Genomic DNA, 24,847 nt, shown 5'->3' on the forward strand with positions numbered 1-24,847 from the left:
TTTTCAAATTCACTAACTAGGACATGGCAGGAACTTGAAACAGTGTTTGGACGGGGCAAATATGACAAACTTTTTTCGCACTAAAAAACTTTCTCTACAGCAATCTGAGCGACTTCAAAATGAGAAAATCAAAAATAAAATAAATCAATAAAAAACAATTGTTTAACATCAAATATAAAAAATAAAAAACGTTAAAAGTACGTTTTGACACTGAACTGACATTGAGAGCATCTAAAAAACGTGAGCGACTTCATTCATCTTTTAGGTGTTTTAACGGAACTTTATATTCAAAGAGAAAAAACCTTGAGATCACTCGCAAGTAAAATGACCGTGCACTTGTGGGATTCGAGAGATTTTGACGAAATTGTTGTGAGTAGCAAATGGGTATTGACCTTACCCTTACAGGAAGGTTTAAGCTCATAGCATCACTACTATTGAGGTGCAGATTATGTATCAGTTAGTTATACCTTTATCAGGGCTCAACTGCATGGGCTGTGCGAGAAAAGTTGAGAATGCTTTACATGCGAATCACGATGTGGAGATCCTCAATTTGTCCCCGACGCAAGTAGAGGTCAAAACCGAGTCTTCTCTTAAAGAGCTCGTCTCGTCGATTGAATCTCTTGGTTACCAAGCAGGAAATCACTACGAGCTAAACCTTTCAGGCTTAAGCTGTGGCGGTTGCGTCAAAAAACTTTCATCTTTATTAGAATCTAATCAAGACGTTATTTCTTTTGAGGCTTCAACAACGCACTTAGAGATTCGTACCCTCCTCTCCGAGCAACAAGTGATCGACTTAATAGCAACACTCGGCTATACCGCCAACCTTGATTCTGTTGAAGTAGAGAACGAAAGCTCACCAGAGACTGAACAGGTAGAAAAGCAAAGCAATATTAAAGATACGCAGGTGCCACCAGCGAGTATTCAATTGCAAATGCTGATTCAAGGCATGACGTGTGCGAGTTGCGTATCTTCAGTAGAGAAAGCACTTACTAACGTAGAAGGCGTTGAGAAGGCACAAGTCAACCTTGCAGAACAAAGCGCACTAGTATTCGCAAGCCAAGACTCTGATGACCTCCTTAACGCAATTGTTGAATCGGTAAAACAAGCCGGTTACCAAGCAGAGATCCTACAAGACGCCGCAACCCAGCAAGAAAAGCAAGCACAGCAACAACGTCAGCAACAAAAACGCTTTAAACTGGATGCTATTGCTGGCCTTGTCGTCGGTGCCCCTTTAATGATTTGGGGCGTTGCTGGCGGCAATATGATGATTCGCAACACCAACGACCAATTAGCTTGGGGCGCGATCGGTATCGTATGTTTACTCCTTCTTGCCACAGCAGGGAAACACTTCTTCAGTAACGCTTGGTTAGCAGCTACTCACAAGCGCGCCACCATGGACACGTTAGTCGCGCTCGGTACTGGCGCAGCGTGGTTCTATTCGATGCTTGTGGTGATTTTCCCAGACTGGTTCCCTCTTGCTTCACGCCACGTGTACTTTGAAGCGAGTGCAATGATCATCGGCTTAATTTCTCTTGGGCACTATATAGAAGCAAAAGCCAAAGCAAACACAACACGCTCATTGCAAGCTCTGATTAACCTGCAACCTCAGCAAGCTACGGTAATCACGGAACAAGGCGATCAACAAATAACGGTTGAGCAAATCACGCTAGGCATGAAACTGCGTATCAAACCAGGCGAGAAAGTGCCTGTTGATGGTGTTGTGATTCAAGGTGAATCATACATTGATGAGTCGATGCTCACTGGTGAACCAGTACCAGTGTTAAAAGCGCAAGAGGCTCAAGTGTCTGCTGGGACATTAAATACCGATGGTGGATTAGTCATTGAGGCAACGGGCATTGGCGCAAATACCATGCTGGCTCGTATCATCCGCATGGTGCGCACAGCGCAAAGCAGTAAGCCAGCCATCGCGAAACTGGCAGACCAGATTTCATCGGTGTTTGTCCCTGTCGTTGTTGGCATAGCAATACTGGCCGCGCTCGTTTGGTTTGCCGTTGGCCCAGAGCCAAAAGCGAGTTATATGCTGGTGGTCACCACAACCGTCCTGATCATCGCCTGCCCTTGCGCTCTAGGCTTAGCAACCCCACTTTCTGTCACGGTGGGAGTGGGTAAAGCCGCAGAGCTCGGCATTCTGATCAAAGACGCCGACGCCCTTCAATTGGCAAGCAAAGTCGACACGGTTGTATTCGACAAAACTGGCACGCTTACCCAAGGTAAACCTAGCGTTCAGCAAGTGTTTACTCACGCCACCAGCCAAGAAGATCTATTGGCTTTAGCGTATGCGGCAGAGCGTCAGTCTGAGCACCCACTGGCAAAAGCGGTATGTGATTACGCCAAACGACACGACGCAAAGGGTGTCTCATTAGACAAGTTTGAGAACGTTCGCGGGCGCGGCATTTGGGCGACGTATCAAGATAAACCGCTGCTCATTGGTTCGCTTCAATTTATGCAAGCAGAGAACGTCGAGACCAGCGCACTAAAACCCGCCATCGATGAATGCGCAAAAAATGCGTGGACTCCGGTAGCTGTGGCATTGAACGGCGAACTGATCGGTCTGATCGCCATTGCCGACCCGATCAAATCAGATGCGAAGCAAGCGCTCTCTGCATTAAAATCGCAAGGCATCAAAACGGTAATGCTGACGGGCGATAACCAACACGTTGCCAATGCTATCGGCCAAGAACTTGGTATTGATGAAGTGATTGCCCAAGTAATGCCAGATGAGAAAGCTCAGCACATTGAGCAACTTCAATCTCAAGGACATGTCGTGGCAATGGTGGGGGATGGCATTAACGACGCCCCTGCTCTCGCGTTATCCAACCTAGGTATTGCCATGGGTAGCGGCAGTGATGTCGCCATTGAAAGTTCGCAAATGACCATCCTGAACACGTCACCAATGGCGGTAGTACATGCGATTGAACTCTCTCGCGCTACACTTAAAAACATGAAGCAAAACCTATTTGGTGCCTTTGTTTACAACTCGTTGGGTATTCCAGTTGCCGCTGGCGTGCTTTACCCAGCGTTTGGATTTTTGCTCAGTCCTGTTGTCGCAGGAGCGGCAATGGCACTGTCTTCAATTACTGTCGTTAGTAATGCAAATCGACTACGACTGTTTTCAGTAAAATAACCACTTCTTTTTGAGGGTATTATGAAGTTGAAACTATTGACCTTTGCAATGCTTGCGACCGTGTCCGCCAACGTATTGGCAGCCGATGTCATTAACCATAAATCACCATACTGTGGCTGTTGTGGAGAATGGACAAAACACATGGAAGAGAACGGCTTTACGGTCGAAGAAAAATTGCACGATGACATGAACGCCATCAAACGCGATCTAGGCATCAAGAATGAACAGCTTTACTCTTGCCACACGGCAGAGATCAACGGCTATCTGTTTGAAGGTCACATTCCAGCCGAAGACATTAAAGCGTTTTTGAAAAATCCACCACGTAACGCAAAAGGCCTATCAGTACCGGGCATGCCAATGGGCTCCCCTGGTATGGAATATGGCGACAAAAAAGACAGCTACACCGTTTACGCCTTTAACGAAAAAGGCCAAGTGTTCGAATATAGCCACCACGAAGGCAACGACCAATAAAAACAAAGCCCAGCGAGATAAACCGCTGGGCTTTTTCTAAATGGACAGTTAAGACAAATATAAAATTAGAAGCCGTAAGAGGCACCAAATACAAAAGCGTTATTCACTAGGCTGTCACCACTCGCGTTTTCTGCACCGTGTGCTTGACTACGGAACTCAAAGTAAGGTTGAACACCTTTACGAGTCCACGTTGCACGAAGCTCGTGGTCCATGGTTTCCGCTTCAATCATGTAGACGTTGTTGTAGCTTAGCGTCACATCCTCATTCATCACGTAACCGATGCGGTTGTCCATGCGGTAATCTGTATCCGCATCTGCGTCTGTCGCATCAATGTGCGCACGAGTACGGTTACTTAAGGAGATGCCGTTATCGAAGTTGTAACCGATCTTAACCAGTGGACGGTACTGTACATTCTCGCCAGCAGAGAACAGGTGTTGGTAACCAGCGGCAACCCATAAATGATCGGTAATATTAAATGACTGCTCACCACCCACAGTGATTGCTGGTGTTGTGTTACCTGCGCCACCGTTTTCTGTTTCCAGTTTACCCAACTGAATACCATCAAATTCGGTATAAACCGTAAAGCCGCCGAATTGGTTATCAAAAGTATGACCAGCTTCCAGTGTAGACGTAACGTCCGAACCATGAATTCGACCATCATCGTGGAATTGAACATTACCTGTTACGTAAGAAGAACCAGCAAAAGCATTAGAAGCGAAAGCGAGAGAAAGAGCACTCAGTGCAAAAATATTTTTCATAATTACTGCCTTTATTTATTCACGTTATGCGATAGTTTTAGAGGGCATCTCTTCCCTTTTATCGCAAACTTTGGAATGTGCCTCCTTGGCGTTCGCAATATTGTTTCAATTAATTCGCGATGGAAAATAAAACATTTTAAAAAGTGATCTTGTTCAAACCGAAGCTCAACAACCCTGATAAAAACATGGAAAATACAGGCACTTATCGTATTTTTATAAAATTATTCAAAAAATAGAAGTGTGATCGTAAACAGATAATTTATTGACATTTAGCAGATTAAGTCGATCCAGTTCACAATAACCTTGACCATTACAACCCAAAACTTATTTATCAATGAAAAATAATTAGACATCGATCACGCTTAATTTCCTCAAAAAATAAAGAAAGCCCCAACATGATGTTGAGGCTTTGCCAAAAAATTAACTTACAAGAATTGAGTTATTTCACGCTGGTCACTCGACTTGCTTTCTCACCGGTTGCTGACACGGAACGGATAAACACTTCACCTTTCACATTTGGACGAGCATTATCTGCGTAAGTTAGCCAGTTCTTGCCGTCTAGAGAGTATTGAAGCTTCACCCCTGGGAACTGAACGTTCATTGCTAGCTTGCCATCTTCTACTTTCGCACCTGGTACAGGCAGGCGGTAGTCGATACCTGATTTTTCTAGCTTAGCCAGTTCACGTTGGCCAAGTACGTTCGCAAAGCGGTTGTAGTCTTGGTTTAGCGCGGCTTTGTCTACTAGGTTAGAGTTTTGCGAGTATTCAACACCCACTTTGTAGTCGTTTTCCCAATCAGCACGGTGCCATGCACGCTCAGCGGCTGCTAGTACGCGAGGGAATACCATGTACTCGTATTGCTCGTCGTTACGTACTGTCTCAGACCACAGCTGTGCTGATAGACCATAGAAAGGTTTCGCTTCGATTTCACCTTTACCAGTGAAGCCGTTACCATCGCGGTCTACAGAGGTTTCTGCGTTCTGAGGCATGTTCTCTGGTGCAAAACCAAACATCTTACGAGTATCTGTTGCACGCGTCGCCCAGTAGTAACCACGCTCTTTCGGGTCAACTTCGTACGGCATGTCCATGTATACGTAGTCTGGGTTAGAAACGATAACGTCGTAACCTTTCTTAGACCATTCGTACACTGATGATGTGCCACCCCAGTAAAGAACGTCCCAGAAGTTAACACGCGTGTTTTCTGTTGCGAACGCTTTCTCACCTTCACTGTACTTAAGGCCATCTTGCCAAGCTTGGAAGTTTGGAATGCCTTTCTCTGCCACCATCTTCGACACTTCTTCTGCAAAGTGGCTTGGTAGATGAGCAAAATCGCTTACCGTACCGTCTGCAATTAGCGTCTGACATTGTGGTGACTGTGCGAATGGCTTGTCTTGCTTAGACAAATCAATGTTACCCTTCCAGCTTACTTTGTCTTCTGCGTTGATGTCTTGCAGACCAGCGCCTAGCTTGATGTTCTTCGCTTCGTCACCACCGAAGTGCCATGTTGTTAGCGGCGTGCCCGCTTCTTGGTGCATTGCTGCTACTTCTGAAATCACTTTATCAACAAAGCGAGTTGAAGATTCCATACATGGATTGATGAAGCTTTGCTTGTTGTAGAACTGAACCGTCGTTACGTTCGATGTATCTTGAGGATCCATCAGGCGGAACTCGTTCGCTTCTGCTTCTTTACCTTCTTCCATTAGGCGGTCGTAACGTGCTTCCATTGATACCACTGCTGCACGAGCGTGCGCTGGCATATCGATTTCAGGAATCACTTCGATGTTACGCGCTTTCGCGTACTTCAAGATGTCCACGTAGTCTGCTTTGCTGAAGAAGCCAGAACCAAAGTTGTCTGTCGTTGCACCTGAGCCAAGCTGAGGCAGTAAACAGCTTTTCTCTTCCAAATCGAAACAACGGTTAGCACCCACTTCAGTCAGCTCAGGCAGACCCGGGATTTCTAAACGCCAGCCTTCATCATCCGTTAGGTGAAGGTGTAGTTTGTTCATCTTGTACGCTGCCATTTGGTCAAGCGTTGCAAGGATTGCGTCTTTAGAGTGGAAGTTACGAGCCACGTCCACCATCACACCACGGTAATCAAAACGCGGCGCATCTTTAATAGACAGTTGTGGTAGAGAATCAGCATTTTGGCTATCTACCAGGCCAAAGATAGATTGTACTGCGTAGAAAGCACCTGCTTGGTCAAACGCTTTAATCGCAATACCGTCGCCTTTGATGCTCATTTCGTAAGCACCAGATTTTGCCAATTCACCGGTGAAGTCTGCAGGAACAACAGTGATGCTTACAGGAAGATCACCACGAACATCCACACCTACCACTTCTGCACGATCTTGAATTGCTGCGAATTGAGTCGCATCGAATGCGTCTTTAGGCAGCGCAATACCGGCCGCGATATCTACCGTACCGTTACCTGCTTCAACAGACAGTGGCGTTGGTAGTAACGTGGTTGATACGTCTTGTTTTGCTAGGTCTTCGTTCTTCTCGAAACGAGACACAGCGTTTGCAAATACGTTGTTGTCATCTGGCGTACGTTTTAGGTTGTTACCCTCAAGGCCAGTCACGAAAGATGCAACGTCTTCTGTGTTAAGAGAAGCGATCATCTTAGGCTCTGCATTTGGTGCAGCAACGAAAGCGCCTGGCATGAAGTCAGTTTCAAATAGCTGCCAGTATTCAGCAACAAGAGGAAGCACAACCTCTTCACCCGCAGCAAACCCATCAAACTTATCTGTTGGTTCTAGTTTGTGTAGATCACCCGTTACGCGAGAGATTTTGAACTGTTCGTTTTCAACATCCAGAATCAGACGAATGCTGTGGAAGTAAATAGCCCAATCTTTTGAGTCAACCGCTTCACCTTGGTTAACCAGCGTCATGTTTACCTTGTTACAAGACGCCCACTCAGCCCCTAAGTCCTGACAAGCAAGACCTTCGTTTGCACCGTGGTTAGTCAACACTTGGTATTGAATATCAAGATTATTAGCCAACGAATTTACAACTTGTTGTTCAGAGCTTTTCAGCGCAGAGCAACCTGCTAATGTAGTGATAACAGAAACAGCAATCAGACTAGGTTTAAACATCTTACTTCCCCAAAAAAGTCAGTGGTTCAAAACGACAATGATAAAAATCTCGGCCCCTCAAATGCGAGGTACCTAACCGTTACATTCAACATACAACCTGTTATTTCTAAGCGTAAAATAAATAGAAATAGGAAGTGATCCAGTTCAAAAAATGACACTCAGCAAAAACAATAAAAACCTAATTTTCATGGAGTTACAATACACGTCAAAATCGAACAACTTGTTTTGACGAGTTTGCTGCGATCTAGGTCACTTATATTCATGAGTTACGACTGATTTTGTAAGATTTGGATCACGCCTAATTATTTTGTGAACCATTAGTAAGCGAATTACCTATTTACCTTTCGTGAAGTGACTCTCATTTATTCGTCGTCAAAACTCGTCAATATTTTTAGAAATGACGATTTTGTCGAATACACCACTGGAGAAATTGCACTTAACCTCACGCTATTTTGCGTATAAAGTTTAAAGGTATCTTATCTGAGGGCCACTCTATGTTTCGTCTCTTGACGCTCATATCATCTCTACTTGTTACTTTGACTCCTTTTTCCTCTTATGCAGAGCCACAGCATTGGTTAGCGAAAAAAGGGGAAACCGAACTTATGATTATTGGCTCGGTACATGTGGGGGATAAAACGATGTACCCACTCCCTAGAACGGTCATCCAGCACTTAAGCCAAAGCGCAGGGTTGATTATTGAAGCAGACGTCAGGAATTCTGAAGGCTTGGTTTACCCACAAACAACCATTCTTTCTAAAGATGTTTTAGACAGAGCTCAACGTCGCCACTTAATTGAAATTGCCCAAGATTTAGGTTTGCCAGAAACTCAACTCCTAAATTCCCCACCTTGGATGGCTGCATTCACCATCCAACTCGCTTTAGTCAACAAACTGGGGTATGTCTCTGATAAAGGGGTCGACATGCACTTAATAGGACTCGCTGATAAAAAGCAAATCCCGGTCATTCCACTGGAGTCCGTGCAATTCCAAATCGATTTAATCGCAGGTCAATCAGAAGGCGGTAAAGAGATACTTCTCTCGTCAATTGAAGAATATGATGGCGGAGAAGAGTTGGTTCAATGCTTGATAGAGAGTTGGAAGAGCGGTGATGGTAGCATGTTGGTCGAAGCCTCTTTGACCGATCATACAACAGAAGAGTTTAACCAAGCCTTTTTATACGAGCGTAATCGAGATTGGGCTAAAAAACTCGACACTGGCAGTGTTCTACCTCAACAATCGGGTCGCTACACCGTTGTTGTTGGTGGCTTGCATTTAGTAGGTAAAGATAACCTGATTGAACTGCTTAAAAATCGGGGGTTTAACATCAAACCACTGGGTAAGACGCGCCAAGCAAATTGTGATATCTAGTGATTGTTTGAAAAATGCCATTTAAATACAATTATTTAAAATTCATTCAAACTTTCTTATAAAACGCCGTTAAGCTAAGTGGATACAAAACAACTCATATGAAATTTAAATATTTATTCCTATACACGATTGGAATTATGCTCACTTCTTCGCTGTCTTATGCTAAACCGCCATGCAACGTAGAAGCTTTTCAAGCTATTGATATAACTCCGGAAGTAAAAGGCGGTGTTTTAGATAAAGAGAGTGGTCAATTTCTTATTACCGAAAAACCAATGATGCGTTGCGCGAACATCACGTTTTCAACAGCCCACACTCGAAATCGCGTTGCACATATGATGAACCAAGGCTTTGAAGCGGTTTACTATGATGGAAATACAAGCAAATCTCACTCAGTAACGTTTGATGAAGACGATTTAAAAGCGGGTTACGTCAAGATTGGTCCAAATCACCCAAAGACCGCTTATGTCTGTTTCACTACTTCTGAAACTCCTATCAATACTATCTCGTGTGACATCAAGTAATAAATTTACTCGCTCTAAAAAATGAAAAGGCCCTACATTTCTGTAGAGCCTTCCTCTCAATACGTGTCGGTGAAGTGCCATATTCGAACATCAGGCGAACCCCAATTTGATTCGATACTATTGAAGTCTAAAATTACTAGCGCTAAAAACGACGAAAGCCTGCTCATTGAGCAGGCTTTCTAAAAGTGGTCGGTGAAGAGGGATTCGAACCCCCGACCCTCTGGTCCCAAACCAGATGCGCTACCAAGCTGCGCTATTCACCGAGATGTTTAACTGAGGAATTGTCCCCGTCAACGAATGCGTATATTACGGATTCTGAACTGTGGCGCAAGTGCTTTTTACAAAAAAACCTTAGGTCTTAATTCGTTTGATGAATAACTGAACACTAGCACGTAAAATGTGACTGATAACTCACAACAAAATACAGTTTATTAACCTTAGCAACATAATTGATCCAGATCAGTGTGCAACAAGACACCGCCATTTAGTTTATTCCTGTCGGGAACATCTTGGAGGAAACGTATGGACTTTTGGCTTGATCTCCTATTTGGTAATGCAGTGGGTCTATCGTCAATGATAGTAATTTTTGGAGCAATTGGTCTGATGTTATTTTACGGCGGTTTCTTCATATACAAGATCATGAACGACAAATCTCCTCACTAGATCTCGCTTAGCTCTAGAAACGCTTTGCACCGGAGTCGGTTACTTGCCTACTCCGGTTTTTTATTTGATCTCAATGCACCACTCATTGATATAATCCTATTATTCTTCCCTGTTCTTAATGAGATTACTGCTATGTCTCACGACGACGATTTTGATCTATTTCAACAGATGATGGGCGATGTAAAGCCAATCACTCAAGACACCACCGAACACAAAAAAGTACACCAAGTAACAGAAGCACAGCTCGCAAAACGCGAAGCAGCAATCTGGTTAACGGAAGATGACCCAGAATACCTATCACTTGATCACGCTGAAATGCTCAAGCCAGAGGACTTTGTTGAGTTCAAACGTGATGGTGTACAGGACGGGGTTTACCGCAAACTTCGCCTTGGTAAGTATCCAATCCAAGCTCGCTTGGATTTGCACCGTAAAACATTGAAAGAAGCACGTGATGAAGTCGTGACGTTTTTAAAGCAATGCCTATCAATGGACATTAGAACGGTCGTTATCGTCCATGGTCGAGGAGAACGCTCAAATCCACCTGCAATGATGAAAAGCTTTGTTAGCAGTTGGCTACGACAAATAAAGGAAGTCCAATGCGTCCATAGTGCGCAACGCTTTCACGGTGGAACTGGAGCCGTTTACGTCCTACTTAGAAAAAGTGCGGAAAAGAAATTAGAAACCCGCGAACGTCACCAAAAACGGTTAGGCTAAATTTCACCCTAATGCTAGAATGCCCGCCCTTATTCGTCCTTCCCCTTAAAGGAAGGGAGCTTCATTCGCCGTTGTGAAACGTTAGGAGACAAAAATGTCACAAGACAACGCTAAACGATTAAATAAATTCATCAGTGAAACGGGGTTTTGCTCACGCCGTGAAGCAGACAGACTGATTGAGCAAGGCCGTGTCACCATTAATGGCAACAAACCTGAAATGGGGACAAAAGTGCTACCTGGTGATGATGTTTGTGTGGATGGTAAGCCAGTGGCAGCAAAAGAGAAGCCGATTTATATCGCTCTCAATAAACCAACAGGCATCACCTGTACAACTGAGAGAGACGTCCCTGGAAACATCGTTGATTTCATCGGCCACCAAAAACGTATCTTTCCGATCGGCCGCTTAGACAAACCCTCTGATGGTCTGATCTTTTTGACCAACGATGGCGACATCGTGAACAAAATCCTTCGCGCAGGCAACAGCCACGAAAAAGAGTACGTCGTACGCGTGGACAAGCCAATTACAGGCGAGTTTCTCAAACAGATGTCGAGTGGCGTTAAGATTCTCGACACAGTCACCCTACCTTGTAAGGTAACGAAAGAAACTAAATTCTCTTTCCGTATTGTGCTCACTCAAGGACTTAACCGTCAGATCCGTCGCATGTGTGAAGCGCTGGGCTATGAAGTATTCAAGCTGCGTCGCGTACGCATCATGAATATCTCTCTTGATGGTATTCCCAATGGGAAATGGCGTTATCTAAGTGACGAAGAAGTGGCAGAGATCCTAGCAATGTGTGAAGGCTCGGTAGGTACAGAAGAAGCATCAAAAACAGACTCTAGAGGTCGCAACATTCGTAAAGCGACCGACGCGAAGCTGTTTGATAGCCGTGAAGAAAACCAAGATTCTACTGCTCGTCGTAACCAGAAGACACGAACTTTCCGTGGTAACAATGCTGATGAATTCCGTCATGCACCAAACTCGAAAAAAGGTCAACAAAAGCGTCGTCAGCGTGATGATGAAGGCGGACGTCCAGCTAAAGAACATTACAAAGCGAAACCACAAGGTGAACGCAGCAGACCGCAAGGCGAGCATGGTAAATCACACCGTAAACCAGATGCATCGAGCAATACGCATTCAGCAAACAAGCCTCAATCACCGAGTAAGCCTAAGCAGCATTACATGAACCCAAATGCCGCGAAACCAAGTAAACCAGCTAAACGCACTGGTGGTACATTGAGTCTGAAGAAGTAACGCTTCACTGACAGGCAAGATCAAAAAAGGACGCTCATGAGCGTCCTTTTTATTTGTCATGAGTTTACAAACAAAGAGGTGCAAACTGACCGCGAGTTAAGCTCAGCAAATCTCTCGGGGCTAACTCAATTTCTAAACCACGTTTACCAGCACTCACACAGATTGTGTCTTGCTCTACTGCGCTTTCGTGCAAAAAAGTAGGTAAGGCTTTCTTCTGCCCTAGTGGGCTAATTCCACCAACGACATAACCTGTGGTCTTTTGCGCGATTTCCGGATCAGCCATATCGGCCTTTTTGCCCTTCGCTGCTTTCGCCGCCAGTTTTAGGTTCAGCTTTTGATCAACAGGGATAATCGCAACCGCAAGGTTCTTTGGCTCCCCGTTCAAGCAGAACAACAAGGTTTTAAATACTGTTTTCGGATCCTGTCCTAGCGCTTCAGCAGCTTCTAAACCATAACTATCGGCTCTAGGGTCATGCTCATACTGATGAATCGTGTGTGGAATTTTTTTCTTTTTCGCAAGATTAATGGCCGGAGTCATCAAGATTCTCCTCATAAAAACAAAAAGCGCAGACTGAATTGGATCTGCGCTTTTAGTTAATGATATCAGCGAGTTTGAGTCAATCGCTTTTTCTCTGTTGGGTTACTGATCAATCGCCGTATCAACTAAATACGTGATTTCACCTGAAGGGGCATACTCATTAACATCAATAGGGCTGTGTGTTTCTAAATAATCCTTCAGAACCTCAGCATCGGTAAAACCTGTATTTACATACCCTGGATGATCGTCGATTTTAGGGTAACCATCTCCACCAGCAGCATTATAGCTTGGTACGGTAAAGCGGTAATTACCATCTAAGCGAAGTTGCTTATTACCAATAAACACATTGGTTACCTCACCATTATTGATACTCATCGCAATGCCGGCAAACTGTGCATAAGCACCAGAGTCAACAGGCTTAGTTGCAACGACATTTAGATAATCTAATACCTCTTTACCCGTCATATCAACGTAAGAAACCATATTGCCAAATGGCTGAACAGTGAGCACGTCTTTATAAGTAATATCACCCGCAGCAATCGAATCTCGAACACCACCAGAATTCATTACAGCAAAATCTGCTTTCGCACGTTCCATGTGAGCCGTTGCAATTAATCGACCTAAGTTTGTTTGCTGGTAACGAACCACATTGCGGTCACCCTCAAGCTTACCGTTAGATTCTGCAATCTTCACGTTTAGCTTGCCCTGACCTTTTTCTTGATAAGGACGAAGAAACTCAAGCATCATTTCGTCTTGTTTAATCTCATCTTGGATCAAGACTCGTTGCGACTGACCATCAACTTTAATTTTCTTTTTCAAGTTTACAGGGATTAGATCGTAGCTCACCATCGAGAGTTCGCCATTACGAAACTCGTAATCGGCGCGTCCCACATATTTCCCCCACTCATGTGCCTGAACAATAAAGGTACCATTTTGTTTATCGGGCTGACATTCATCACCTGGTTTAAAGTTCTTTTTGATAACGTTTGGACCTTCCATGCACACAGGTTCTTGTGAGTGTCCTCCAACGATCATGTCGAGATCGCCGTCATTCAAATAACGAGCTAACGCCACATCGCCAGGAGCATTGATGCCTCTATTACCATTTTCATAGTGTCCCATATGCGTGACAGCAAAAATCAGATCTGGATACTCTGTCTCTTTCAGTTCTGCAATCAACTTCTTGGCTTCTTCTTTTGGGTCACGGAAGTCAATTTGTTCAATGAATTCAGGGTTGCCAAGTTTCGCTGTGTCTTCGGTTGTAAGACCAATGACCGCAATTTTAATGCCCTGCTTGTTAAACATCGCGTATGGTTGGAATAAACGCTTGCCAGTATTTTTATCGTAAATATTGGCAGACAACATCGGAAAGTTTGCCCACTCTTGCTGCTTGAATAGCACGTCCAATGGATTATCAAACTCATGATTACCTAGAGCCATCGCATCGTAACCAATTTTGCTCATGCCTTTAAAATCCGGCTCGGCATCTTGTAAATCAGACTCAGGTACTCCTGTGTTGATGTCACCACCAGAAAGCAGTAACACGCTGCCCCCCTCATCCTGTATTTCTTCGCGCAAATCATCGATTAACGTTTTACGCGCCGCCATGCCATATTCACCGTATCGATTTTGCCAAAAGCGACCATGATGATCGTTAGTGTGCAACACGGTCAATTTATAGGTTGTATCGGCATTCCATTCTGGTGCAGGTTGCGTAGCACACCCAGCTAACGAGGCCAAGATAGCGGCACTCAAAACAGTTTTGATCATCAGACGCTGATTCATTTATTTACCTTTTTCTTATTGGGATTACTGACGCACATTTTAAGCATTCGATCTATTTGAAAACCACGTGCACCCTAACACATTGATTTAATAATTATGATGCATTGTTTAGCAATAACAAATTCATCAGTAACAAGTTTGAGAATTTACAGTTTTTCAGATAAAAAAATAGCCAACACTCGGTTGGCTATAGTATTTGTTACCACCAGTCATCTGGCGTTTACTTGATATCGATATCTGCAAAGCTCTTGATTAGATCATCAAGCGATTTCATTTGTGCTAAGAATGGCTCTAACTTGTCTAGAGGCAGTGCAGATGGGCCATCACAACGCGCTTGGTCTGGGTTTGGGTGCGCTTCGATAAATAGACCTGCGATGCCTGTCGCTAGACCCGCTTTTGCAAGCTCAACTGTCTGCTCACGACGGCCGCCAGATGCTGCGCCTGATGGGTCACGCATTTGTAGTGAGTGCGTTACGTCAAAGATGATTGGACTACCTTTTGAAGCATTTTTCATCACACCAAAACCAAGCATATCTACAACTAGGTTATCGTAACCGTGGCAAGAACCGCGCTCACATAGGATGATCTTGTCGTTACCGCATTCTGCGAACTTCTCAACGATGTTACCCACTTGACCTGGGCTCATAAATTGAGGTTTCTTCACGTTGATAACCGCACCTGTTTTGGCCATAGCTTCAACAAGGTCAGTTTGACGAGCTAGGAATGCAGGAAGCTGAATAACGTCTACCACGTCAGCGACAGGTTGAGCTTGCGCTTCAGTGTGAACGTCCGTGATGATCTTTACACCAAAAGTGTCTTTCAGCTCCTGAAAGATTTTCATACCTTCTTCCAGACCTGGACCACGGTATGAATGAACAGAACTGCGGTTTGCTTTGTCAAACGACGCCTTAAATACGTAAGGAATACCAAGTTTTTCCGTTACTTTTACGTAGTGCTCACAGATCTGCATCGCAAGATCACGAGACTCAAGAACGTTCATACCTGCAAATAGGGTGAATGGCTTGTCGTTAGCAACCTGAATGTCGCCGATATTAACGATTTTCTGTTCCATTTTGATTCTCTTTTTCTGTCCACGATACGCCACCGTTCGGCACATCGATAAAATTAGTGAAGTGTGACGTGCGTTTCACTCATCACATTAACTTGTGATTTTAGTAGCTCGGAAGCCGGATCGTCAGGGCATTGGTCAATAAAGTACTGAAAATCTGATACCGCTACTTGAGGGCACTCTAGCTGTTGGAAAATAAAACCACGGTCACGAATTTCGTATGGGTCATCTGGCACAAATGTTAGAGCAAGATTTGTACAACGTAATGCCAGCGTATAATGCTCTTCACGCAACATCGCACTTTTAATCAACGCCAACCAGCGACCAATAATTGTTGGGTTGTCAGCTTCCTCAAAATGTTCAGGCTTTAGCTGAGCTAGCGGTCCTTCTTGGCCAATAAGCCAAGCTTGAAGAATCCTTTCACCTACATACTCACCATTAAATGGGTTGATGTAGTCTGGCTTCTTATGCATCCAGTCGACTTTTAACAGGAACTGAGTAGGGAAAGTAACTCCCTTCAACGGGAACCCCAGCTTTTTGCCTAGGTATAACAAAATCGAACCTAAGCTCACAGGAATACCTTTTCTGCGCTCCAACACTTTATCGATGAAGCTGTTGTCCGAAATAAAGTATTCCTGCTCGTCGCCTTTGAATCCCCACTCGTGGAAAAACAGTCGTAGGAATGCATCAAATCGTTGCTCTTCATCGGTTTCATGAACAAGCGTGGCTTCTGCATCTTTGTAAAGACGCTCTAACTCTTGTTTCGCCCAATGTACTTTGGTTTCTGGGTTAATCGCTTTGTTTAGCTCAAGCGCACCTTCCACCAACGGTATATTGTCAAAATCTTCGTCAAAAAACTCTAACATGACGTCTATCCAAATAACGTAGGGCTCTTAGACACAGCAATGTTTGCAGCCATGACCAACCAACCTAATGCGCCGAAAAAGCCAAATATCTTCAGTAGGTTGTTTTTCGCAAGTTTCAATGAGAAGAATCCAAGCGCAATGTACGCCAGTACGCAGGTGATTTTGTTTGTTAACCACGGTGCGGCATCGGTAAACGGGATGAAACCCGTAATGAAAATAAGCGCGATACCTGACACTAGCAATGCAGTATCAACGATGTGGGGAAACACTTTCAAAAAGCGATTATTTCGCTTCGGTGAGTTCATCATCATTAACACGAATCGGATCGATAGTAGCGTCGCGCTGAGAGCGATCGTCACTAAGTGTATGTGTTTTAGAGCTACGTACATTTTTCTTCTCTTTTTAGTTAGTGTTTGCTGACTTCCATGATTAACTGGCCAGACAACCAAGCGTTACTCGATCGTTACCGCCATAATCTTTTTCCGTAGCGACCTGTTGGTAACCAAAGCCACGCATTATCTCACGCACCGCCTCACCTTGATCATAACCATGTTCAAATGCCAGCCAACCGCCCACTTCAAGATACTGACGAGCAAGATCCGAGATATGACGAATATCAGCTAAGCCATTCTCTTTAGCAACTAATGCAGATTTTGGCTCAAAGCGCACATCACCTTGGGATAAATGTGGATCTTTTTCATCAATATATGGCGGGTTGGAGACAATTAAAGCAAACTTCGTACCTTCTGTAATAGGCTCAAACCAACTGCCTTGAGCAAAGGTCACATTTTTGATGTTTAGCTGCTCAGCATTGTACTCTGCAAGTGCTTTCGCTTCTTGTTTGAGATCTACGCCCATCACTTGACGTTTTGGCATTTCAGATGCGAGTGCGATAGCAATTGCCCCCGTCCCCGTTCCAAGATCTAAAATAGGCCCAGTTTGCTCGTAGGTCTTATCGAGTGCAACCTCGACCAAACGTTCTGTATCCGGTCTTGGGATCAAGGTAGAGGGAGAAACTTTGAACGGTAAAGACCAAAACTCTCGCTCACCAATAATATAAGCGACGGGTTCACCAGTTAAACGTCGTTCAAGTAGAGCGTCAAACTGAGATTTTTGCTCTGCTTCTAACGCTTTTTCTGGCCAGGTCAGCAGGTAAGTTCGTGGTTTGCCAAGGACATGGCAAAGGAGTACAGCTGCATCGAGAGAAGGCGACTCTTTGCCGCCTTCTGCCAGTTTCGCCGTCGCACTTTTCAGTGCTTGCTCAATCGATTGAACTTGGCTCATCGATTAGCCGTTCTCTGCGAGCGCCGCAAGTTGGTCTGCTTGGTGCTCTTGAATCACAGGATCAATCAAGCTCTGTAGGTCACCTTCCATCACTTCGTTCAAACGATAGATGGTCAGGTTGATACGGTGATCAGACACACGACCTTGTGGGTAGTTGTATGTACGAATACGGTCACTACGGTCACCAGAACCTAGAAGGTTACGACGTGTATCAGACACTTCTGCGGCACGACGCTCTTCTTCCGCTTGAACGATACGAGCAGCAAGAACCGCCATTGCTTTCGCTTTGTTCTTGTGCTGTGAACGCTCATCCTGACACTCAACTACCGTACCCGTTGGTAAGTGGGTAATACGGATTGCAGAATCCGTGGTGTTAACGTGCTGACCACCCGCGCCAGATGCACGGAACGTATCGATTTTCAGGTCTGCTGCTTTGATTTCTGGCAGATCCGCTTCAGGGATTTCCGCCATTACTGCTACTGTACAAGCAGAAGTATGCACACGACCTTGAGACTCTGTTGCTGGAACACGCTGTACACGGTGACCGCCTGACTCAAACTTCAACACGCCGTATGCACCGTCGCCGCTTACTTTCGCGATCATCTCTTTGTAACCACCGTGCTCTGCTTCGTTAGAAGACATCACTTCGATACGCCAACCACGCTTTTCTGCGTACTTGCTATACATACGGAATAGATCACCCGCGAAGATACCCGCTTCGTCGCCACCCGCACCTGCACGAATTTCTAGGAAACAGTTACGATCATCGTTCGGATCTTTTGGCAGAAGAAGAATCTGTAACTCATCAGTAAGACGCTCAATCGTCGCTTTCGCTTCTTTGATTTCTTCTTGCGCCATTTCACGCATTTCTTCGTCGTCTTCGTTTGCCATCTCTTCAGCGGCGACAAGATCTTCTTGTGCTTGTTGATAAGCTTGGAAGCACTTGGTTACTTCTTCTAGCTGAGAGTACTCTCTTGATAGAGCACGGAATTTGTCCTGATTTCCAATTACATCAGGATCACCAAGAAGATGTTGAACTTCTTCGTAACGTTCTACTAGCGTTTCTAGCTTAGTCAGAATAGAGGCTTTCATAGTGTCGTTTTCTTAATAAAAAGCGTGAGTTATAGATCATCCAAGCCAAGTGTTTGGCGGATAATCGTTAATTTTGCTGGTTCGCCTTGCTCTGCTGCACTTTGCAATGCGCGAGTTGGAGCGTGAATCAGTTTGTTGGTGAGTTTATTACTCAGCTCGCGCAGCACTTTCTCCGGATCTGCGCCTGCCGCTAAAGATTGCAAACTTTTGCTCAGTAACTCTTCACGAATTTCGTTGGCTGATTTGCGATAGTCGCGAATACTATCGACGGCTTGCAGTGAACGCAACCATGTCATAAATGCAGCGCTTTCTTCACTAACAATCGCTTCAGCTTGAATCGCTTCGACTTTACGCTGCTCAATGTTGCTGTCGATGATAGATTGCAAGTCATCAACAGAATACAGATATGCGTCGTTCAGTTCACCGACTTCCGACTCTACATCTCGCGGCACCGCAATATCGACCAACAAGATAGGTTGATGCCGGCGCTGCTTTAGAGCCGTTTCGACCATACCTTTGCCAATAATAGGCAATGGGCTCGCCGTTGAGCTAATCACAATATCCGCTTTCGCCAAATGTTCAGGAATTTCGTTCAAACTGATCACTTCTGCGCCAAATTGGTCCGCTAAGCCTTGCGCGCGCTCTTTAGTGCGGTTCGCGACAATCATTTTTGTGCAACCGTTGGACGCTAAATGCTTCGCGACCAATTCAATCGTCTCACCCGCACCAACCAAAAGCACGGTTGAATCTGATAACGACTCAAAAATATGTTTTGCCAGTGTACATGCCGCATAAGCCACGGACACGGCATTACCACCAATATCTGTCTCTGTTCTTACCCGTTTGGCGACTGAGAACGTCTTTTGAAACAGTTTATCAATCGAGGCATCGACGGCTTGATGATCTCGCGAGTCAGAAAATGCTTGCTTTACCTGCCCCAAAATTTGAGGCTCACCCAACACCAGAGAGTCAAGACCGCACGATACGCGCATCAAATGCTTTATTGCTGCTTGCTCTTCATGAACATACAAACTCGGCATTAAATCTTCGCGGCTCACTTGATGAAATTGAGCAAGCCAATCGATCAACTTGTTTCGCGCTCCTTGCTTAACATCGCAGTACAACTCAGTTCGGTTACAGGTTGAAACAATCACACTGCCGTTAACTGCTTCGTGCTCTCTAAGTTGCTCGAGTGCAGGGCCGAGTTTATCCGGACCAAACGCCACCTTCTCTCGCAAGTCGACAGACGCTGTATTGTGATTAATTCCAATAGCAAGCAAGGACATCTAACGTGGTATCTCTGGGATAGGTTATAAAATAGGTCCAGAATTTTACTGTAAGCACGCATTTATTGAAAGGGTAAGCCGGATTTGTTTTCCTAAGTGCGACTTTTCAATGCTATAGTTGTGAGCGATTCCCGATGAAACTGATTAATAAGCCATCAAACATGACGTTACGCTCCTTTATTCTTTTTTTCTTGTCGAGCTTACTGCTCGCTGGTTGTTCGTCCGTTCCTGAAAGTGTTACCAGCGTTGAATGGCAAGCTCATGAGCATCGACTCGAAACCATCCAAGATTTTCAAGCAACGGGGAAACTTGGTTATATTGGCCCAGACCAAAGACAAAATTTAAACTTCTACTGGAAACATTCTTCAGCACTAAGCCAGTTGCGTTTAACAACGATTCTCGGACAAACGGCATTAAAGCTCACCATCACCCCACAAGGCGCCACAGTAGAAACTTACGACGATCAGGTCCTTTCTTCTCGCAGTGCTAACCAGCTGATTTACCGTCTTACAGGGTTGATGATGCCCGTCGATCACATGCCTGACTGGCTATTAGGTCTACCGACCGATGCCGACAAATTCCAACTGTCTCCAACCAATACACTGCAAGCGTTAAACAAACAAATTGGTTTAAATGATTGGAGCATTGCATATCAACGATATGGCGACGTTCAATGGCATGAACAGTCTCTCCCTCTGCCAAATAAGCTGAAACTCACCACAGCTGATGTCAAAATAAATCTAGTGATCACAAAATGGAACATCACCCAATGATTGAACTTTCAACACGCTGGCCATCACCAGCGAAATTGAATCTCTTTCTATATATCAACGGCCGTACAGAGAATGGCTACCACGAGTTACAAACGTTATTCCAATTCGTCGATCACGGCGATGAGCTCACCATTCAAGCGAACCATTCTGGTGATATTACGATTTCTCCAGAGATAGAAGGTGTGCCTCTTCAAGACAATTTAATTTGGAAAGCAGCAACCGCGCTTCAAACTTACTCAAACTGCCCTTTTGGCGCGCATATTGAGCTACAGAAAGTGCTGCCTATGGGTGGAGGCATTGGTGGGGGCTCATCGAATGCAGCTACAGCATTAGTGGCACTGAATTACTTATGGCAACTGAATCTAACTGACGACGAACTGGCTGAAATAGGTTTAAAACTAGGCGCAGACGTGCCCGTATTTGTGCGCGGATTTGCAGCTTTTGCTGAAGGTGTTGGTGAAAAACTCTCTCCTGCTTATCCCGAAGAAAAATGGTATTTAGTCGTCAGACCGAATGTATCTATCGCAACCGTCGACGTTTTTTGTCATCCAGATCTGACGCGAAACACCCCAAAACGAGATCTAGAAACACTTTTAAATACGCCAAGCGTAAACGATTGCGAAAAAATTGTACGAATGCTCTACCCAGAGGTTGATAAGCAACTTTCTTGGCTGCTACAATACGCGCCGTCAAGATTGACGGGGACAGGATCTTGCGTTTTTGCTGAATTTTCGAGCAAATCTGAAGCAGAAACTATCCTTGCACAACTCTCTGATAAAGTCTCGGCATTTGTCGCTCAAGGGCGCAATATTTCGCCATTAAAAGAGACTTTGGCTGAATACCAATCAGCCTCACACCGACCTATTTAAACTGGACGCAAACCCGAGGTTTCCACCGTGCCTGATATGAAGCTATTTGCTGGTAACGCAACACCTGAACTAGCCCAACGTATTGCTGATCGTCTTTACATCTCTCTTGGTGATGCATCTGTTTCTCGCTTTTCTGATGGCGAAGTTGCAGTTCAAATCAATGAGAATGTTCGTGGTAGCGATGTTTTCATCATTCAATCCACTTGTGCACCGACTAACGACAACCTAATGGAATTGGTTGTTATGATTGATGCAATGCGCCGTGCTTCAGCAGGCCGTATCACTGCAGTTATCCCTTACTTCGGCTACGCTCGCCAAGACCGTCGTGTACGTTCTGCGCGTGTGCCAATTACTGCAAAAGTTGTTGCTGATTTCCTATCTAACGTTGGTGTTGACCGCGTTCTAACTATCGACCTACACGCAGAGCAAATTCAAGGCTTCTTCGATGTACCTGTAGACAACATCTTCGGCACGCCAGTGCTACTTGAAGATATGCAGGCTCGCGGTCTAGATAACCCTGTAGTGGTATCTCCTGACCTAGGTGGCGTTGTTCGTGCTCGTGCAACAGCAAAAGCACTAGGCGACATCGACATCGCAATCGTAGATAAGCGTCGTCCACGTGCAAACGTTTCTGAAGTAATGAACCTAATCGGTGATGTTGAAGGTCGTGACTGTGTGATCGTTGATGACATGATCGACACAGGTGGCACACTATGTAAAGCAGCTGAAGCACTAAAAGAGCGCGGTGCTAAGCGTGTATTCGCTTACGCTACTCACGCAGTATTCTCAGGCAACGCTGCGGATAACATCAAGAACTCAGTTCTTGACCAAGTTATCGTGACTGACTCTATCTCTCTGTCTAAAGAGATGGCTGCAACAGGTAAAGTGACAACACTAAGCCTATCTCGCATGCTGGCTGAAGCGATTCGTCGTATCAGCAACGAAGAGTCAATCTCTGCAATGTTCAACTAATACGAACATTTCAGTTACACTGATTTCAAAAGCACCCCTCTTTGGGGTGTTTTTTTATTTGTACTGATAACTAGAAAATCCCTTGGTCGCCCACCGTGAGTTTTCTGTGCTATCATACTGCGCTTTTTGAGATTCCAGAGAGATCCTAACCTTGAGTCAACAAATCAAACTTCTTGTTGGTCTTGCTAATCCAGGACCAGAATACGCCAGAACTCGTCACAATGCGGGCGCTTGGGTTGTAGAAGAATTAGCACGCGTTCACAACGTTACACTGAAGAACGAACCAAAGTTTTTTGGTCTAACAGGACGCATTATGGTCAATGGCCAGGATCTCCGTTTGCTTATCCCAACCACCTTCATGAATCTATCAGGTAAATCGATCGCAGCGCTTGCGAAATTTTATCAAATTAAACCTGAAGAGATCATGGTTGCTCATGACGAGCTAGACTTACCGCCAGGTGTCGCTAAGTTTAAAAAAGGTGGGGGTCACGGTGGACACAACGGTCTGCGTGACACCATTAGCAAACTGGGCAATAACAAAGATTTTTATCGTCTTCGTATTGGCATTGGTCATCCGGGACACAAAGATAAAGTGGCGGGTTTTGTATTAGGTAAAGCGCCAGCTAAAGAGCAAGAGCTTTTAGATGCAGCAGCTGATGAGGCTGTTCGTTGTCTAGATATCCTGATTAAGGATGGCCTATCTAAAGCACAAAATCGCCTCCACACGTTCAAAGCTGAATAAGGTTACTATCATGGGTTTTAAATGTGGCATCGTTGGTCTACCTAACGTAGGTAAATCAACTCTGTTCAACGCACTAACTAAAGCGGGTATCGAAGCAGCAAACTTCCCGTTCTGTACCATTGAACCAAACACTGGTGTGGTTCCTGTGCCAGATCTACGTCTAGACGCACTAGCTAAGATCGTTAACCCACAGAGAGTTCTTCCAACGACGATGGAGTTCGTGGACATCGCTGGTCTTGTTGCTGGTGCATCACGTGGTGAAGGTTTAGGTAACAAATTCCTAGCTAACATCCGTGAAACAGACGCGATTGGCCACGTTGTACGCTGTTTTGAAAACGAAAACATTGTTCACGTTTCAGGTAAAGTTTCACCTATCGAAGATATCGAAGTGATCAACCTTGAACTTGCAATGGCTGACCTTGATTCTTGTGAGCGAGCGATTCAACGTAACGCGAAGAAGGCAAAAGGCGGCGATAAAGACGCAAAATTTGAACTAACCGTACTAGAAAAACTGTTACCAGTACTAACTGAAGGCGGCATGGCACGCACAGTTGAGCTATCTAAAGAAGAGTTAGCAGCAATCGGCTACCTAAACTTCCTAACACTGAAGCCAACTATGTACATTGCAAACGTAAACGAAGATGGCTTCGAAAATAACCCATATCTAGATGCGGTTCGTGAGTTCGCAGAAAAAGAAAACAATGTCGTTGTACCTGTATGTGCAGCTATCGAATCTGAACTATCTGAACTAGAAGATGAAGATCGCGAAGAATTCCTAGCAGATATGGGGATCGAAGAGCCGGGCCTGAACCGTGTAATTCGCTCTGGTTACGAACTACTGACTCTACACACCTACTTCACAGCAGGTGTTAAAGAAGTACGTGCTTGGACAATCCCTGTTGGTGCAACTGCGCCTCAGGCGGCAGGTAAGATCCACACTGACTTCGAGAAAGGCTTTATTCGTGCAGAAGTAGTTGGTTACGACGATTTCATCCAATTCAATGGTGAAAATGGCGCAAAAGACGCAGGTAAATGGCGTCTAGAAGGTAAAGACTACATCGTAAAAGATGGCGATGTTGTACACTTCCGCTTCAATGTTTAATTAAATGAATGAATTCTAAACACTTCATTTACACTAAAAGCCAGCTGTTAAGCTGGCTTTTTTAATACCTTAAGTAAATGAACAAAAATAAATTACGCAACTGCAAGCTAATTTATTTCCAGTTTTAGATCATAAACACGCCTCTTTGTTTAAAAAGGAAGCGAACGAGGTTTTTTCCGAAATTTATTAAAAAAAACTGTTGACGGATCTCACTCAACTTCGCATAATGCGCGCCGTTCCCAACGACAAGGCAACAAAGCGTTGAGAACAAAAAATATGGTTTTGGCTACGTAGCTCAGCTGGTTAGAGCACATCACTCATAATGATGGGGTCACAGGTTCGAATCCCGTCGTAGCCACCATGAACAACGTTATTTAGGTTTTTACCAATTACCTTGATAACTACAGAATAAGTTGCGGAAGTGGCGGAATTGGTAGACGCACCAGATTTAGGTTCTGGCGCCGCAAGGTGTGAGAGTTCAAGTCTC

General features: G+C 44.7%; 22 protein-coding genes and 2 tRNA genes. 13 read left to right on the forward strand and 11 right to left on the reverse strand.

What is annotated here, in order from left to right; genetic code table 11:
* The first annotated feature begins 448 nt into the window (after positions 1 to 448).
* Positions 449 to 3,145, forward strand: coding sequence for a heavy metal translocating P-type ATPase (locus R7P74_RS11425; protein WP_318122855.1), 2,697 nt, complete (start codon positions 449 to 451; stop codon positions 3,143 to 3,145).
* A gap of 21 nt (positions 3,146 to 3,166) precedes the next feature.
* The gene (locus tag R7P74_RS11430; protein ID WP_005382005.1) at positions 3,167 to 3,616 is read left to right on the forward strand and encodes a DUF411 domain-containing protein; all 450 of its coding nucleotides are present in this window, start codon (positions 3,167 to 3,169) and stop codon (positions 3,614 to 3,616) included.
* A gap of 65 nt (positions 3,617 to 3,681) precedes the next feature.
* Here the strand turns inward: R7P74_RS11430 and R7P74_RS11435 are convergent, their stop codons facing one another.
* Positions 3,682 to 4,374, reverse strand: a complete 693-nt coding sequence (locus R7P74_RS11435) for an oligogalacturonate-specific porin KdgM family protein (RefSeq protein ID WP_017819981.1) — start codon at positions 4,372 to 4,374, stop codon at positions 3,682 to 3,684.
* A 439-nt stretch (positions 4,375 to 4,813) separates the two neighbouring features.
* On the reverse strand, positions 4,814 to 7,465 hold the full coding sequence (locus tag R7P74_RS11440) for a beta-N-acetylhexosaminidase (protein WP_318122856.1): 2,652 nt from the start codon (positions 7,463 to 7,465) through the stop codon (positions 4,814 to 4,816).
* Between the two features lie 494 nt (positions 7,466 to 7,959).
* Here R7P74_RS11440 and R7P74_RS11445 point away from each other — a divergent pair, with 494 nt between their 5' ends.
* Both R7P74_RS11445 and R7P74_RS11450 read left to right on the forward strand, forming a co-directional pair.
* Positions 7,960 to 8,832, forward strand: coding sequence for a TraB/GumN family protein (locus R7P74_RS11445; protein WP_005382001.1), 873 nt, complete (start codon positions 7,960 to 7,962; stop codon positions 8,830 to 8,832).
* A 137-nt stretch (positions 8,833 to 8,969) separates the two neighbouring features.
* Entirely contained in the window at positions 8,970 to 9,353 is a 384-nt protein-coding gene (locus R7P74_RS11450) for a hypothetical protein (protein ID WP_005384085.1), read from the forward strand.
* A gap of 186 nt (positions 9,354 to 9,539) precedes the next feature.
* Here R7P74_RS11450 and R7P74_RS11455 read toward each other — a convergent pair.
* Positions 9,540 to 9,616 (reverse strand) — tRNA-Pro (locus R7P74_RS11455).
* A gap of 259 nt (positions 9,617 to 9,875) precedes the next feature.
* Here R7P74_RS11455 and R7P74_RS11460 point away from each other — a divergent pair.
* The 3 genes from R7P74_RS11460 (at position 9,876) to rluF (ending at position 11,982) form a co-directional block, all read left to right on the forward strand.
* Positions 9,876 to 10,016 carry a DUF3149 domain-containing protein gene (locus tag R7P74_RS11460; protein WP_005382236.1) on the forward strand — a complete coding sequence of 47 codons (141 nt, stop codon included), beginning with the start codon at positions 9,876 to 9,878 and terminating at the stop codon, positions 10,014 to 10,016.
* 132 nt (positions 10,017 to 10,148) lie between these two features.
* Positions 10,149 to 10,730 (forward strand): DNA endonuclease SmrA, encoded by a 582-nt coding sequence (gene smrA / locus R7P74_RS11465; protein WP_005382233.1) that lies wholly within the window; start codon positions 10,149 to 10,151, stop codon positions 10,728 to 10,730.
* Positions 10,731 to 10,824: 94 nt separating this feature from the next.
* The gene (gene rluF / locus R7P74_RS11470; RefSeq protein ID WP_064377052.1) at positions 10,825 to 11,982 is read left to right on the forward strand and encodes a 23S rRNA pseudouridine(2604) synthase RluF; all 1,158 of its coding nucleotides are present in this window, start codon (positions 10,825 to 10,827) and stop codon (positions 11,980 to 11,982) included.
* 64 nt (positions 11,983 to 12,046) lie between these two features.
* On the opposite strand, the gene ybaK is transcribed toward rluF, so the two are convergent.
* The 8 genes from ybaK to hemA form a co-directional block, all read right to left on the reverse strand.
* A complete protein-coding gene (ybaK, locus tag R7P74_RS11475; protein WP_318122857.1) occupies positions 12,047 to 12,520 on the reverse strand; it encodes a Cys-tRNA(Pro) deacylase in 474 nt (157 codons plus the stop codon).
* 102 nt (positions 12,521 to 12,622) lie between these two features.
* Positions 12,623 to 14,305, reverse strand: coding sequence for a bifunctional UDP-sugar hydrolase/5'-nucleotidase UshA (ushA, locus tag R7P74_RS11480; protein WP_213901875.1), 1,683 nt, complete (start codon positions 14,303 to 14,305; stop codon positions 12,623 to 12,625).
* A 220-nt stretch (positions 14,306 to 14,525) separates the two neighbouring features.
* The gene (gene kdsA, locus R7P74_RS11485) at positions 14,526 to 15,377 is read right to left on the reverse strand and encodes a 3-deoxy-8-phosphooctulonate synthase (RefSeq protein WP_005384095.1); all 852 of its coding nucleotides are present in this window, start codon (positions 15,375 to 15,377) and stop codon (positions 14,526 to 14,528) included.
* Between the two features lie 53 nt (positions 15,378 to 15,430).
* The gene (locus R7P74_RS11490) at positions 15,431 to 16,240 is read right to left on the reverse strand and encodes a SirB1 family protein (RefSeq protein ID WP_005384098.1); all 810 of its coding nucleotides are present in this window, start codon (positions 16,238 to 16,240) and stop codon (positions 15,431 to 15,433) included.
* A gap of 5 nt (positions 16,241 to 16,245) precedes the next feature.
* Positions 16,246 to 16,629, reverse strand: a complete 384-nt coding sequence (locus tag R7P74_RS11495) for a SirB2 family protein (RefSeq protein ID WP_005382225.1) — start codon at positions 16,627 to 16,629, stop codon at positions 16,246 to 16,248.
* 40 nt (positions 16,630 to 16,669) lie between these two features.
* Positions 16,670 to 17,524 carry a peptide chain release factor N(5)-glutamine methyltransferase gene (prmC, locus tag R7P74_RS11500; protein ID WP_017634841.1) on the reverse strand — a complete coding sequence of 285 codons (855 nt, stop codon included), beginning with the start codon at positions 17,522 to 17,524 and terminating at the stop codon, positions 16,670 to 16,672.
* A 3-nt stretch (positions 17,525 to 17,527) separates the two neighbouring features.
* Positions 17,528 to 18,616, reverse strand: a complete 1,089-nt coding sequence (prfA, locus tag R7P74_RS11505) for a peptide chain release factor 1 (RefSeq protein ID WP_005382222.1) — start codon at positions 18,614 to 18,616, stop codon at positions 17,528 to 17,530.
* 29 nt (positions 18,617 to 18,645) lie between these two features.
* Positions 18,646 to 19,902, reverse strand: a complete 1,257-nt coding sequence (hemA, locus tag R7P74_RS11510; protein WP_005384104.1) for a glutamyl-tRNA reductase — start codon at positions 19,900 to 19,902, stop codon at positions 18,646 to 18,648.
* 134 nt (positions 19,903 to 20,036) lie between these two features.
* On the opposite strand from hemA, the gene lolB reads away from it, so the two are divergent.
* The 6 genes from lolB (at position 20,037) to R7P74_RS11540 (ending at position 24,721) form a co-directional block, all read left to right on the forward strand.
* Positions 20,037 to 20,675, forward strand: a complete 639-nt coding sequence (gene lolB, locus R7P74_RS11515; protein WP_225473472.1) for a lipoprotein insertase outer membrane protein LolB — start codon at positions 20,037 to 20,039, stop codon at positions 20,673 to 20,675.
* Positions 20,672 to 21,544, forward strand: coding sequence for a 4-(cytidine 5'-diphospho)-2-C-methyl-D-erythritol kinase (gene ispE, locus R7P74_RS11520; protein WP_213869001.1), 873 nt, complete (start codon positions 20,672 to 20,674; stop codon positions 21,542 to 21,544). The genes lolB and ispE overlap by 4 nt, the downstream gene beginning before the upstream one ends.
* A 27-nt stretch (positions 21,545 to 21,571) precedes the next feature.
* A complete protein-coding gene (locus tag R7P74_RS11525; protein WP_005393176.1) occupies positions 21,572 to 22,516 on the forward strand; it encodes a ribose-phosphate pyrophosphokinase in 945 nt (314 codons plus the stop codon).
* A 151-nt stretch (positions 22,517 to 22,667) separates the two neighbouring features.
* On the forward strand, positions 22,668 to 23,258 hold the full coding sequence (gene pth / locus R7P74_RS11530; protein WP_005384112.1) for an aminoacyl-tRNA hydrolase: 591 nt from the start codon (positions 22,668 to 22,670) through the stop codon (positions 23,256 to 23,258).
* A gap of 10 nt (positions 23,259 to 23,268) precedes the next feature.
* Positions 23,269 to 24,360: a redox-regulated ATPase YchF gene (gene ychF, locus R7P74_RS11535; protein ID WP_005393178.1), complete on the forward strand. Its 1,092-nt coding sequence runs from the start codon at positions 23,269 to 23,271 to the stop codon at positions 24,358 to 24,360.
* A 284-nt stretch (positions 24,361 to 24,644) separates the two neighbouring features.
* Positions 24,645 to 24,721 (forward strand) — tRNA-Met (locus R7P74_RS11540).
* Positions 24,722 to 24,847 lie beyond the last annotated feature (126 nt).

This window comes from Vibrio sp. 2033 (assembly GCF_033339735.1).